Origin of the sequence: Streptomyces sp. NPDC048337, from assembly GCF_043201175.1 — a bacterium.
Classification (GTDB): Bacteria; Actinomycetota; Actinomycetes; order Streptomycetales; family Streptomycetaceae; genus Streptomyces.
In genome coordinates, this window is the sequence record NZ_JBICYR010000013.1 from 165,926 (window position 1) to 178,560 (window position 12,635).

10 protein-coding genes are annotated in these 12,635 nt (G+C 71.4%); 3 read left to right on the top strand and 7 right to left on the bottom strand.

Translation table 11 applies throughout. The features are described from left to right. Positions 1-52: 52 nt before the first annotated feature. Genes ACGFYU_RS22005 through ACGFYU_RS22025 form a run of 5 tightly spaced genes read right to left on the bottom strand, consistent with a single transcriptional unit; the run spans position 53 to position 5,402 of the window. A complete protein-coding gene (locus tag ACGFYU_RS22005; RefSeq protein WP_393828986.1) occupies positions 53-1,267 on the bottom strand; it encodes an FAD-dependent monooxygenase in 1,215 nt (404 codons plus the stop codon). Positions 1,268-1,291: 24 nt separating this feature from the next. Further along, the gene (locus tag ACGFYU_RS22010; RefSeq protein ID WP_393828987.1) at positions 1,292-2,605 is read right to left on the bottom strand and encodes a phenylacetate--CoA ligase family protein; all 1,314 of its coding nucleotides are present in this window, start codon (positions 2,603-2,605) and stop codon (positions 1,292-1,294) included. After that, on the bottom strand, positions 2,602-3,378 hold the full coding sequence (locus ACGFYU_RS22015; RefSeq protein ID WP_393828988.1) for an amidohydrolase family protein: 777 nt from the start codon (positions 3,376-3,378) through the stop codon (positions 2,602-2,604). The genes ACGFYU_RS22010 and ACGFYU_RS22015 overlap by 4 nt, the downstream gene beginning before the upstream one ends. Before the next feature lie 8 nt (positions 3,379-3,386). Further along, positions 3,387-4,493, bottom strand: a complete 1,107-nt coding sequence (griH, locus tag ACGFYU_RS22020; RefSeq protein ID WP_393828989.1) for a 3-amino-4-hydroxybenzoic acid synthase — start codon at positions 4,491-4,493, stop codon at positions 3,387-3,389. Positions 4,494-4,553: 60 nt separating this feature from the next. Then, on the bottom strand, positions 4,554-5,402 hold the full coding sequence (locus tag ACGFYU_RS22025; protein WP_393828990.1) for a 2-amino-3,7-dideoxy-D-threo-hept-6-ulosonate synthase: 849 nt from the start codon (positions 5,400-5,402) through the stop codon (positions 4,554-4,556). 344 nt (positions 5,403-5,746) lie between these two features. Between ACGFYU_RS22025 and ACGFYU_RS22030 the strand changes: the two genes are divergently transcribed. Continuing rightward, positions 5,747-8,569, top strand: coding sequence for a helix-turn-helix transcriptional regulator (locus tag ACGFYU_RS22030; RefSeq protein ID WP_393828991.1), 2,823 nt, complete (start codon positions 5,747-5,749; stop codon positions 8,567-8,569). 40 nt (positions 8,570-8,609) lie between these two features. On the opposite strand, the gene ACGFYU_RS22035 is transcribed toward ACGFYU_RS22030, so the two are convergent. Further along, positions 8,610-9,086, bottom strand: a complete 477-nt coding sequence (locus ACGFYU_RS22035; protein ID WP_393828992.1) for an AtaL-like protein — start codon at positions 9,084-9,086, stop codon at positions 8,610-8,612. A 284-nt stretch (positions 9,087-9,370) separates the two neighbouring features. On the opposite strand from ACGFYU_RS22035, the gene ACGFYU_RS22040 reads away from it, so the two are divergent. Both ACGFYU_RS22040 and ACGFYU_RS22045 read left to right on the top strand, forming a co-directional pair. Beyond that, positions 9,371-10,978: an FAD-binding oxidoreductase gene (locus ACGFYU_RS22040; RefSeq protein ID WP_393828993.1), complete on the top strand. Its 1,608-nt coding sequence runs from the start codon at positions 9,371-9,373 to the stop codon at positions 10,976-10,978. Positions 10,979-11,037: 59 nt separating this feature from the next. After that, positions 11,038-11,772: an SDR family oxidoreductase gene (locus ACGFYU_RS22045; RefSeq protein ID WP_393828994.1), complete on the top strand. Its 735-nt coding sequence runs from the start codon at positions 11,038-11,040 to the stop codon at positions 11,770-11,772. A gap of 84 nt (positions 11,773-11,856) precedes the next feature. Here the strand turns inward: ACGFYU_RS22045 and ACGFYU_RS22050 are convergent, their stop codons facing one another. Continuing rightward, positions 11,857-12,339 (bottom strand): SRPBCC family protein, encoded by a 483-nt coding sequence (locus ACGFYU_RS22050; RefSeq protein ID WP_393828995.1) that lies wholly within the window; start codon positions 12,337-12,339, stop codon positions 11,857-11,859. Positions 12,340-12,635: the final 296 nt, after the last annotated feature.

A 12,635-nucleotide genomic window follows, 5' to 3' on the forward strand; every position in this document is an offset into this window, starting at 1 on the left:
ACGGCGCCGCGGCCTGTGGGCCGCGGCGCCGTCGCGTCGTCCGTCCGGCACGCTACTGCCCCCGGAGTGCCGCCTCGGCGTCGTAGCCGTACAACCAGTCCTGCTTGCGCAGGTTCTGGGTGCCGGCCAGGGCCAGGTCGCGTTCGCGCTGCCCTTCCCCGTCGGAGAGGTGAAAGGTCCGGGAGTTCGCCCGGGACAGCCGCTGGAGCTCGTCGGTACGCGGTCGGCGCACCTGCTCGTAACGGACGAGCGCCGCGGGGATGTCGTCCGGTCGGACGCCCTGCAGGCAGGCGGTGAGCACGACGGCGTCCTCGATCGCCTGGTTGGCCCCCTGCGCCTGGAAGGGGAGCATGGGATGGGCCGCGTCCCCGACGACCGCGATCCGGCGAGTGGACCAGCGGGTGAGCGGGTCGCGGTCGTGCAGGGCCCAGCGGCCCACGGAGCCGAGGGCCTTGAGGACGCTGAGCACCTCCTCGTTCCACCCCTGGTAGGTCTCCACGAGGTCCTCTACGCGGCCTTCGGCCGTCCACGACTCGACCGACCAGTCGCCGGCCGGGGCCGTGGCCCCGACACTGATCCACCGGCCGGCGCTCACCGGGTAGCAGACACAGTGCTGTTCCGGACCGAACCACAGCCGGACCTTCGGGTCCTCCAGGAGGAAGGGCAGCTGCTCGCCCGGCACCAGTCCGCGGTAGATGGACTGCCCGGAGAACCTGGGTTCGTCCATGGCGAGGGCGTCGCGCACGACCGAGTGGATGCCGTCGGCGCCGATCACCACGTCGGCCTCGTACGTGGAGCCGTCCTCGAAGAGGAGCCGCGCCCCCTCCGGCAGCTCCTCGACGCCCACACAACGACGCCCGATGTGGAGGATGTTGTCATCGATGCTCGACAGCAGCGCCTGGTGCAGATCGGCGCGGTGCACCGTGTAGTACGGCGCCCCGTAGAGCTCCTCGCAGGCGTCGCCCAGCTCGGTGCGGCCGAGCAGCCGGCTGTCGTCCCAGCTGCGCATCTCCACGGCGGAGGGGCGCACCGCCACCGGACTCAGCCGCGGGGCGAGACCCAGCCGGTGCAGGAGGCGGGTGGCGTTGGGTGCGAGCTGCACACCGGCCCCCACCTCACGCAGGTTCTTCGTCTGTTCGAAGACCTCGCAGCGGATGCCGGCACGGCTGAGGGACAGTGCCACGGTGAGGCCGGCGATGCCGGCGCCCACGACCGCTATGCGGGCGCCGCCACGCTTCCCCGGGGAAGGCGTGTGATTCTGGCTCATGATTACAACTCTCGACGGGCGGTCTCAGTAGTAGAGGATGGCCTTGTTCCAGTCCTCGTCCGGGCCGAACAGACTGCGGGGTTTGACGACGTCGGGCATGCCGGTCAGCACGTCCCGCGGGACCAGGCTGCCCGGGGCGATCCCCTCGACCCGGCATTCGACGCCCAGTTCCCGCCGCACCGTGTCCGCCAGTTCGGCGCACGCCGCGGTCCGGTGTTCCGCCGCCACCTCGATCTCGACCCGCAGGTGGTCGGAGGCGGTCTGCGCGCGCCAGAACAGCACTCCGTACTCGAAGGGGAGGTTGTAGACGAGGTCCTCCAGCCGGTGCTGGGTGATCAGGGTGTCGCCGATCCGGTGCCCGTAGACGGCCCGTCCGAGGACGGTGACGGTGGGCAGCACCCAGCCGCACGGACAGGGGTCGTACGAGACCTCGACCGAGTCCTCCAGGTTGTAGCGCAGCAGCGGCATGGCCGCCCGGTGGAGCGGTGTGACGACCAGCTGCCCCACGCCCTCCCGGCCGATCTCCCCGGTGTCCGGGTCGCGTACCTCGAACAGGACGCGGTCGGCCCACAGGTGCAGGCGGCCGTGCGTGCACTCGCCGGCCAGGCTTCCGGTCTCGGTGGAGCCGTACTCCTCCACCACCGGCACGCCCCACAGCCTGCTGATCCTGGCCCGCCGGGCCGGGCTCAGCGGCTCGCCGCCCACGAACAGCGCGCGCAGCGCCGGGAAGTCCCGGTCGGGCCGGAGCCCCGCGGCCTTGGCCGCGGCGGCCCACAGCAGGCACTCCGTGGGCATCGACCAGGTCAGCGACACGTCGAGGTCGTGCAGGGCCCTGACCACCCGTGAATACGGCATGGCCAGCGAGCGGTTGTCGCCCGGGACCACGGTCGCGCCGTTCAGCCGCCCCGCCGCGTGCGCCAGGTGTCCGGTGAGCAGCATGGCGTACGGGGTGCGGACCAGCAGCGTGTCGGAGGCGTCCATGCCGACCCACTTGCGGGCGAAGCGTTCGGCGAGGTCGACCCAGTCCTCCTCGGTGTAGTAGGAGGGCGTGGGCTGACCGGTGGAGCCGCTGGACTCGTGGTAGGTCGCCAGTTCGCTCCTGGGCACCGCCAGCATGCCGAACGGGTAGTTGTCGCGGAGGTCGGACTTGGTGGTGGTGGGGAGCCGGCCGAAGTCGGCCGCGTCGCCGGGTATCGCGTCGGTACCCGTCCGGCCCTGGTAGAAGGGCGACTTGGCGGCCCGCTCGAGGATCCCGGGCAGCAGCGCCTGCTGCAGCGCCGCCAGTTCCTCGTACGTGGACCAGTCGCCGATGCCGGGCAGCCTGTCGGTCGTCGTCACCGGGTTTCCTCCAGTCCGAGAAGTCGGCAGGCGTTGCGCCACGCGATCTTCTGCCATGCGTCGTCGTCGAGCCCCAGCCGGCGGAGCTTGGTCAGTTCCACCTCGGGGTGCTGCAGCGGGGCCTCGGAGCCGAAGAGCAGCCGGTCCGCGCCGAGTTGGTCGACGGCGGTGCGGGCCACGATGGTGTAGCCGCCCGACGTCTCCAGCAGCACGTTCCGCAGCGGGGCGATCAGCTCGACCGCGTACAGGTCGATGTTCCCGATGCCCGCGTGCCCGAGGACGAAGGTGACCTCGGGATAGCGGGTGGCCAGGGACACGAGGTCGGCGACCCGGCTGCCGGAGCGTTCCAGGCAGACGGTGTAGACGCTGTGCCCGACCTCCCGGGCCACGTCGACGAGGCCGGCGGTGCGCGGGTCGTCCAGCCCGATTCCGTGCACGGCCGGGGAGATCTCCATGCCGCGGAAGTCCGCCGCGGCGCGCCGGTAGTGCTCCGGGTCCCGGTGCGGGTTGGCGAAGAAGAACGGGATCAGCCGGCCGTCCGACGCGGCGCAGGCCCGCAGCACCGCGTCGTTGTCCGCGTCGGATTCGATGTTCCCGCCCTCCACCAGGAAGCGGGAGAGCTGCGCGAGCGGCATGGTGCCGCCCGCGCAGACCACCGCACGGCCGATGCCGCACTCGTCCATGGTGGCGAGCAGCCGCCCTGGCGCCTGGGGCACCGGGGCGAGCCGCACATGGAAGTCCAGCACCGGCCGGGCGGCCTCCGCCACCGACATGTGCGGACTCACTTCTCGAGGCAGAATTCGTCGATCGGGTAGCCGACGTGACGGTCCTCGGTCGGCAGGTAGCCGAGCACCTTGTCACCGGGCTTGAGCTCGGTGCTGTTGAGCACGACGCCGCCGGGGCCGAGCACCCGCACGTGCCAGTCGTCCTGGAGGATGAGGTTGACCCGCTGGCCGTTCGGCGCGACCGCGTCGATGGAGATGAGCGGACGGGACTCGATCTTCACCCGGCCGACGGTGACCATCCGGGTGCTGCCCTTGATGTCGACGGCCATCACCTTGCTGCCCGACTTGAGCTCGCTGAGGTAGCTGGTGCGCTCGTCCTTGGACAGCGTGTACGAGTGGATGGCGCCGGCGTTCACCCGGAACGGGCGGGTCGGCATGTAGGGCAGCGGGTGCGTCTCGCTGACGCACAGGATCATGCCCTTGGAGTGCGAGCCGACCATGATGCCCTCGTCCTCGCGGAGGTACGTGCAGGTGTCCACGCACGCCCGCTCGCCCATGCCGATGTGGGAGGTCTCCACGATCTCCAGCTCGGTCAGGTTGAGGTCCGGCACGTCGGACTGGGCCGCCGCCTTCAGCTTGGCCGCGTCGCCGACCGCCTTGGGCGCCATCATCACGCCGTCCGAGCCGTGCTCCAGGACACCGAAGATGATCTCGGCTTCCTCGACGTCGTGGGCGACGGTCACCATGCTGCCGGTCGAGCGGGCGGCCGCGGCGATGACGATCTCCAGCGGGATCTTGGTGGGGTCGCGGAAGAGCAGCAGGCTCCACCGCTCGGTGCGCGCCGACTCGCACGCGTCCTCCAGGGTCGGCGCGTCGATGATCTCCACGAAACGGCCGAACTCCACCCCGGGGTGCTTGATGGCCAGTTCGGCCGGGGTCACACCGTGCCGGGCGGGCTCGACGACGACCACCGTCGCGTCCCCGAAGTCCTCCGGCAGGTCCTTGCCCTGCGGGAAGAGGATCTTGGTGATGGTGGGCGGCAGGTCCGCCAGATCGGCCGCGTCGTCCGCGACGATGCCCTCGACGCGGTAGTGCAGCGCCTCCTGAAGGGTCGCCTCCTTGGCCTCGCCGAGACCTCGGATGTCCAGCCAGCTGATCTTCATTTCGGTACTCCTGTATGGATGTGAATGGTGTGAAGGCGAAAGGGCGGCCGGCGGTGCGGCTCAGCCGACAAGGGTGCGGAGTTCCTCCGGGCGCGGCGTCTGCGCGGCGTGACGCTCGCCGATGCCGTGGCCGCGGAACTGGCGCAGGCGCTGCGCGATCTGCCGCGTCATCGCGCCGGGGTCGGCGGACTCGAAGACGTTGCGCCCCATCGCGAAACCGCTGACGCCGCCGCGCAGCGCCTCGTCCACGTAGGCCAGCACGTCGGGCACCGCGGTCCTGCGCGGGCCTCCGGCCACGATGACCGGGATGGCCGCGTTCTTGACGACGTCCGCCATCTCGTCGGGGGAGCCCACGTACGGCGTCTTGACGATGTCGGCGCCGAGTTCGGTGGCCACGGTGATGGCGTGGGCGACGAGCGCGGGGTCCCGCGGATTGGTGACCTTCGGGCCCCGCGGATAGATCATGGCCAGCAGGGGAACGTTCCAGCGGTCGCAGAGGTCCGAGACGCGGCCGAGGTCCGTGATCTGCTGCCGCTCCTCGGCCGAGCCGAGGTTGACGTGCACGCTGACCGCGTCGGCCCCGTGCCGCAGCGCCTCGTCGACCCCGCTCACCAGGTACTTGGCGTCCGGGTCCTGGGCGTGCATGGTGCTCGCGCTCAGGTGGACGATCAGCGAGCTCTTGGCGAACCGGTCCGGGCTGACGTGGCGCAGCCCGCCCTTGTGCAGGACCACCGCGTCGGCGCCGTTGTCGACGATCTGTCCGACGAGGGCGTCCAGTCCACCGTCCCGCATGGGGATCGGCCCGTCGCTGATGGGGTGGTCCAGCGGTACGACAAGCAGCGGGTCGCCGCCGTCGCTGTACAGGCGCCTCAGCCGGATCCTCCGGCCGAATGAAAGATTGGTGAACATCACTCATCCCCTCCTCGCGGGTGTGGGGCGGGAACCCAGCGGTCCGTAGTCCCGGCTCACTCGGTTTGCCCTGGCCCGTCGACGGCAAGTTTTCGTCGACCGGCCGTGGCGTGCCATCGCCCGTTTACGTGATCCCGCCGATGAGGAGCACGGGAGATCACGGGAGATCCGGGCGGCGGACCGGAGTGCTTTCGGCCACGCACGAGATCCACCCGCGTGAGACGCCAATGGACAACCAGCCAGCAGCAGTTACCGTGAGATCGAAAGAATGTGCTGGTGAGAGGGCCAGATTGGAGCATCAGGCGCGAATCACCAGCGATCGCCACGGGGGAACGATGCACAGCATGGTTGTGGAGAGCGCCGGTCCGATCGTCGGCCGGGAAACAGAATTGGCCGGACTGCGGGAGGCCCTGAGAGCGGCGGCGTCGGGAACCGGCCAGTGTCTCGTCGTGGAGGGGCCGCCCGGAATCGGCAAGAGCCGGCTGCTGCAGGAGGCCGCCCGGGAGGCGGGGCGGCTGGGGATGACGGTCGCGCTGGGCCGGGCCACCGAGCTGGACCGGGTGGCTCCGCTCGCGGTCTTATTGTCCGCGCTGCGCGACAGCGCGCCCGCCGTCGTGGACTCGGCGGACATGGCGGCGCTCGGCGGCCTGGGCGGCCAGGAGGCCAACCGCTTCTGGCTGGTGAGCCGGCTCGGCGACCTCATAGAGGAGTACGCCCGCACCCGCCCGCTGCTCATCGCCCTGGACAACGCCCAGGCGATGGACGAGCTCACGGCGTTCACCCTGCAGATCCTGGTGCCCAGGCTGCGCGCCTGCTCGGTGATGTGGCTGCTGGCACGACGCTCGCCGTCGGACCGGTCACCGAGGTACGACGTGGTCGGCCGGCTCCTCGAGGACGGTGCGCGGCACATCGCGCTGGAGCCGCTCGGCAGCGAGGCCATCGCCCAGTTCTGTTCGCACGCGGTCGGCGCGGCGCCCAGTTCCGTACTGGCGGGGCTCGCCGCGGGCAGCGGCGGCAACCCCTTCCTGCTCGGACAGCTGCTGGACGCACTGGAGGACAGCGGCCGGCTGTACCGCGCCGACGGCAGGGTGGAGGTCGTCGGGGGCGACACGCTGCCCGACGACTTCCTGTCCGCGGTCGACTACCAGCTGCGCCACCTGTCCGTGCCGACCCGCCGGCTCCTGGAGGCCGGCTCCGTCTTCGGCCGGCCCTTCCTGCTGAGCGAGGCGGCCGGCCTGCTCGGCGAGCGCGGTGTCGCCCTCCTGGACCGGGTCGAGGAGGCGGTGGAGGCACACGTCCTGGTGGACGACGGCACAGCGCTCGCCTTCCGCCACGACCTCATCAGGGAGGCGGTCTACGACGGGCTGACCGGATCGGTGCGGCGGGTCCTGCACGAAGAGGCCGCCGCCGTCCTGGAGGCCTCGGGCAGACCCCGCGCCGAGACCGCGCTGCACCTGATCCGGGGGGCCTGCAGGAACAGCCCGCACACCATCGACGTGCTCTGCGAGGCGGCGGACGAGGTGGCCTCCACCTCCCCCAGCACGGCCGCGGACATGATGCTGGAGGCGCTCGACATCCTGCCTTCCGACGATCCCAAGGCGCCCTCCCTCATCGCCAGGGCGGTGAGCCTGCTGGCTTCGTCCGGTCGCATCCCCGAGGCACGTGAGCTGGGCGGAGTGGCGCTGCACCGCAACATCAGCCGCGTCCAGGAGGCGGCCGTCTACGTCGGGCTGGCCGACGCGCTCAAGCACGCCGGCCAGGACGCGATGGCGGTCGAGTACACCCGCCGGGCCCTGGCCCACCCCGGGATTCCGGACTCGGTACGCGGACAGCTCCTCGCCGTCCAGGCGCACGCCCTGCTCAACGGCGACGACCTGACCGGCGCGGAGGCCGCCGCGACCGAGGCGATGGTGCTCGGGGAGCCGGAGACGGCGGTCTACGCGGGCGCGGCCCGCAGCGCCGCCGCGCGCATCCGCGGCAGGATCGACGAGGCCGTGTCACTCGCCTCGGACGCCGTGCAACTGGCCGACGACGCGGGCCGGGACGCGCGTCACCGGCACCCGCGGCTGTGGCTGGGCCGCGCGCTGGTCGCCGCCGACCGCTTCGGCGAAGCCGATGCCGTCTTCGAACTCGGGGAGGGCGACGCGCGCACCCTGGGCTCCGCCTGGTCACTGCCCCTGTGGCACTACGGCCGGGCCGAGCTGCGGATGATGGCCGGCCAGCTGGACGACGCCCAGGCGGAGGCACTGGCCGGGAAGGCGGTGGCCGAGCAGCTCAGCGCACACGCCATCGTTCCGTCGCTGCTCGCGATCCTCGGCCAGGTGGCCATCCACCGCGACGAACTGGTGCGGGCCCGCGGGATGTTCAGGGACGCGCGCCGGCTGGTCGACTCCGGGTGCGGGGTCGTCGCGGAGGACCTCGCCTGGCTGCAGGCCCAGCTGGCGTACGCCGCCGGGGAGCCGAAGGCGGCGGTGACCGCCCTGTCGGAGGTCTACGAGCAGTTGGAGGAGCGCCCGCTGCTGCTGACCCAGGTCGCCTGGGCGTCGCCGGGGCTGGTGCGGTTCGCGCTCGACGCGGGGGCGCGCCCGGAGGCGGAGGCAGCCGCGGCCGCGGCCCGGCGGCTGGCCGACAGCACCCCGAAGAACGTCTCGCTCACGGCCGCCATGCACCATGCCGAGGGCCTCCTGAACGACGACGTGGCCGCCCTGCACGCCGCGGTGGAGACGTACCGGACGAGCCCGCGCCACCTCGCGCGGGGCATCGCCCTGGAGGACACCGCCCACGCCGAGGCCCGGGCGGGGCGCCGCACCCACGCCATCGCCCTGTTCGAGGAGGCCCTCGGCCGGTTCACGCACTGCGGGGCCACCCGGTCCGTGGCACGGGTCCAGCGGGCGCTGCGCGCGCTGGGCGTACGCCGTAAGAAGTGGCAGTCGGTGCAGCGGGCGCAGACGGGCTGGGACAGCCTGACCGACGCCGAGCTGCGCGTGGTGCGCCTGGTCGCCGAAGGGCTGACCAACCGGGCCGCCGCGGAGCGGCTGTTCCTGTCGCCGCACACCGTCGACACGCACCTGCGCCACGCCTTCGCCAAGCTGGGCGTCTCCAGCCGGGTGGAGCTCGCGCGGCAGGCGATGGTCCACGAGGCGGGCGAGGAGCCGGCCGGCGCCTGATCCCCCGCCTGAGTCCCCGGGGCGGTGGCCGCCCGAGCGGTCACGCCCCGGGGCGCAGGTCTTCCCGTATGCGGACCATGGTGTCGACGATCGGCTGCACGATCCCGCCGAAGTACTGGGCGGTCGACTCCACGAAGGAGCCGTCCCGCTCGCCCTTCGCCTTGCCCTCCGCCGAGAGCACCACCCTGATCGTGAACGTGGTGGCCCCCTGCTCGTCGTGCCCGATCTCGTTGTGGATCTCGGCCAGGTAGGGGTCGTCCAGCTGGTGGAAGACCATGAGCCTGCGGTCGTGGAAGACGACCCGCTCCCGGGCCTTGGCCTGGCCCGCCACGGTGATCTCCCGCAGCAGCCCGTCGTCATGGCGCTCCAGCACCCGGCAGTCGGTGATGCCGGCGATGAACGGAACCGGGTTCTCCGCCTTGCGCAGCATCCCCTGCCAGACCTCCTCGGGGTCCAGCCCCTGTTCGGCCCCGCCGCCCTCTCCTACGACCGGCAGCGTCCAGCTCAGCACGGACATGGGTCTTCGCCTCCTGTGCGCCGGCCGCCGCGGCGGACGCCGTCGCCCGCGCGTCGCGGCGCTCTCGCAGTAGGGACAGCTTCCTCCCGTACGCCTCACGGGACATCCCCGGTTCGCGTGAGCTTCTCCCCGGCGCCGGGCCGCGTCCACTCCGGCCGGACCGGCCGAGGATCACGTAAAGACGCGATGCGCGACGAGGCGCGGCTGACCAGGCTGGGGATCCCGCAGCGCGGTTTCGAGCCCTCCGTGGGCGGGCGTATCGGTACTTGATGGGGGAGCAGTACATGAGCGGCATTTCACGTCGAAGATTCCTGGTGACCACGGCGGCGGCGACCGCCGTCACCGGTGCCGGCACGGCTGTCGCGGCGGCGGCGGAGGAGGGGCTGAGCGCGGCGGCGGGCGGTCCCTTCGACGTCACCTCGGCGGATCAGCAGTACGCGGACCTCGTCCGCGGGTTCAACCAGCGCTGGGTGGGCACCCCCGACTACGTCCGGATGGTCACCTCGCCGAGCCAGGCGGTCACCGCCGTGCAGGAGGCCGTCAACGCGGGCAAGCGGATCGCCGTACGCAGCGGCGGCCACTGCTACGAGCCCTGGGTCAGCGACGGCATCAAGGTCGTCGTCGACATGTCCCAGATGAACCGGGTGTACTTCGACTCCTACCGGCAGGCGTTCGCGGTGGAGGCCGGCGCCACGATCGTGGAGATCTACAAGACCCTCTACAAGACCTGGGGCGTCACCCTGCCCGGCGGTACGTGCCCGACGGTCGGCGCGGGCGGACACGTGGTGGGCGGTGGCTACGGCGCGCTCTCCAGGCGGCACGGCCTCATCGTCGACCACCTGTACGGGGTCGAGGTGGTCGTGGTGGACGCCTCCGGCAAGGCCCGGCTGGTCACGGCCACCCGCGACGCGTCGGACCCCAACCGGGACCTGTGGTGGGCGCACACCGGCGGTGGCGGCGGCAACTTCGGCGTGGTGACGCGCTACCTGTTCCGCTCGCCCGACGCCGCCGGCAGCACCCCGCAGAGCCTGCTCCCCAAGCCCCCGGCCTCGCTGCTGGTCAACTCCGTCTCCTGGTCGTGGGCCGACCTCACGGAGCAGTCCTTCGGCCGGATCCTGAAGAACTACGGGACCTGGTGCGAGAACAACGCCTCCGCGTCCTCGCCGTACGCGGGCCTGTTCAGCCAGCTGAAGCCCGGGCCCAAGGCGGCCGGTTCGTTCTCCCTGACGACGGAGATCGACGCGACCCTGCCCGGTGCGGAGCAGCTGCTCGACAACTTCCTGGCGGCCGTCAACCAGGGGACGGGCGTCTCCTTCCGCGTCGACGAGCGCAGGACCGTGCCGTGGCTGCACGGGGTCGAGTGGCCCGGCTTCACCGGCGGCGGCGACCCCACCAACCGCTTCAAGGGCAAGTCGGCGTACATGCGCAAGACCTTCACGGACGCCCATGTCGCGGCGTTCTACAAGCACTTGACGCGCCCCGACTACCCCTACCCCGGCGCCCTGGTGATGATCAGCTCGTACGGCGGCAAGGTCAACACGGTCTCCCCGACGGCGACCGCCGTGTCCCAGCGCAGCTCCGTCATGAAGCTGATGTACGTGAACTTCTGGCGGGACCAGTCGCAGGACGCCTGGCACGAGGCCTGGCTCCGCGAGTTCTACCGGGACGTGTACGCCGACACCGGCGGCGTCCCCGTGTCCGGCGACATCACCGACGGCTGCTTCGTCAACTACGCCGACGGCGACCTATCCAACCCGGCGTGGAACACGTCGGGCGTGCCCTGGCACAACCTCTACTACGGCGTCAACTTCCCACGGCTGCAGCAGGTCAAGGCCAAGTGGGACCCCAAGAACATCTTCCGTCACGCCCAGTCCATCCCGCTGCCGGCCTGAACGGGCGGTACGGCGGAAGACCGGCATGTCAACGCAGCACTGACTAGGAGTCGAAACAGATGAGTCTCAACGGCAAGGTCGCCATCGTCACGGGTGCCTCCCGCGGAATCGGCCGTGCGACGGCCGAGCGCCTCGGCCGCGAGGGCGCCGCCGTCGTGGTCAACTACGTCAGCAACGAGGAGGCGGCGCAGGAGACGGCGAAGGCCGTCATCGCGGCCGGCGGCAAGGCCGTCACCGTCCAGGGCGACGTCTCGGTCGCCGCCGACGTCGCGGCCCTGTACGAGGCCGCGGTCAAGGAGTTCGGCGGCGTCGACATCGTCGTCAACAACGCCGCGACCGTGGCCGCCGCGCCGGTGGAGTACATCAGCGAGGAGGACTTCGACCGCCTCGTCGCGACCAACCTCAAGAGCGTCTTCCTCTCCCACCAGCAGGCCACCAAGCACCTGCGGGACGGCGGCCGCGTGATCAACCTCGCCGCCGGACTGCCGTCGGCGGCCATCGCCTTCCTCGGCGCCTACGGTGCGACCAAGGTGGGCGTCGAGGTCCTCACCCGCTCCCTCGCCCACGCGCTGGGCGAGCGCGGCATCACCGTCAACGCCGTGGCCCCCGGCCCGACCGACACGGACATGCTCGCCCCCGAGGCACGGGCCAACCTCGACAGCCTGATCGCCCAGACCCCGCTGCGCAAGCTCGGACAGCCGGGTGACATCGCGGACGTCGTGGCCTTCCTGGCCGGCGAGGACGGCCGCTGGCTGACCGGCCAGACCATCCACGCCAACGGCGGCTTCGCGTAGGACTCCCGCACCGGCCGCGCCAAATGCCGCGGTCCGGGTCCCGTGAGGGGACCCGGACCGCGGCATTGCCGTACGTACGAACACTCAGGCCGTGGCGACCGCGCGGCCGGCGGTGAGGCGGACGGTGTTCACGGTCGCGGCGGCCGTGTCGTAGAAGAGCAGGTCGTTCTCCGCGATGAAACCGGCCTCCTGCCGGCTCCGCTCCAGGCCCGCCGCGGACAGGGTGGCGGTGAACGTGAAGGTGAGACGGCCCTCCTCGTCCTCGCCGATCTCGTTGGTGATCTGGGTCAGCAGCGGGTTGTCGATCTGGGTGAAGACGATGCGCCGCTTCGGCTCCAGGGTGATCCGCTCCCGCAGCAGCACCGAGTCGTCGCCCCGCAGCGCGATGCGCCGCACGAAGCCGCCGTCGAACTCCTCCAGCACCTCGGCGAAGCTGATCGACGGCACGTAGGAGACCGGGTTGGCCGCCTTGTGTACCAGGCTCTCCCAGAGCTCGTCGCGCTGGACCTCCGGGTACTCGGGAAGGCTGGGGTCGTTGACGAGCAAGGTGTAGGTGAAGACGACCATGGGTCGAACCTTTCGTGCGTTCCGGTAGCAAACGGCGTTGCCTTTCGCCGCAGCATCGCCTCCACCCGGCTCCGGGGACATCCCAGTTTCACGCGATCTGCCGAGACCGGTTGGCGGCCGCCCGCCCGCCGCGCGGGCCGCGAAGGATGGCGTGAAGACGTGATGCTGCGTACCGGGGGCCGCTTGACGATGGAGCAGCATCACCGCGCCGCTGCTCTCGTCGCGGCGAGACGAGCGGGGCACCGCGGCGAGACGGTGCGGAACGCCGCCGGAACCGACCCCGATGACACGACGAA

Coding starts and splice junctions, on each gene's coding strand:
- ACGFYU_RS22005 (WP_393828986.1), bottom strand. CDS start 1,267: ATGAGCCAGAATCACACGCCTTCCCCGGGGAAGCGTGGCGGCGCCCGC.
- ACGFYU_RS22015 (WP_393828988.1), bottom strand. CDS start 3,378: ATGTCGGTGGCGGAGGCCGCCCGGCCGGTGCTGGACTTCCATGTGCGG.
- griH (WP_393828989.1), bottom strand. CDS start 4,493: ATGAAGATCAGCTGGCTGGACATCCGAGGTCTCGGCGAGGCCAAGGAG.
- ACGFYU_RS22025 (WP_393828990.1), bottom strand. CDS start 5,402: ATGTTCACCAATCTTTCATTCGGCCGGAGGATCCGGCTGAGGCGCCTG.
- ACGFYU_RS22030 (WP_393828991.1), top strand. CDS start 5,747: ATGGTTGTGGAGAGCGCCGGTCCGATCGTCGGCCGGGAAACAGAATTG.
- ACGFYU_RS22035 (WP_393828992.1), bottom strand. CDS start 9,086: ATGTCCGTGCTGAGCTGGACGCTGCCGGTCGTAGGAGAGGGCGGCGGG.
- ACGFYU_RS22040 (WP_393828993.1), top strand. CDS start 9,371: ATGAGCGGCATTTCACGTCGAAGATTCCTGGTGACCACGGCGGCGGCG.
- ACGFYU_RS22045 (WP_393828994.1), top strand. CDS start 11,038: ATGAGTCTCAACGGCAAGGTCGCCATCGTCACGGGTGCCTCCCGCGGA.
- ACGFYU_RS22050 (WP_393828995.1), bottom strand. CDS start 12,339: ATGGTCGTCTTCACCTACACCTTGCTCGTCAACGACCCCAGCCTTCCC.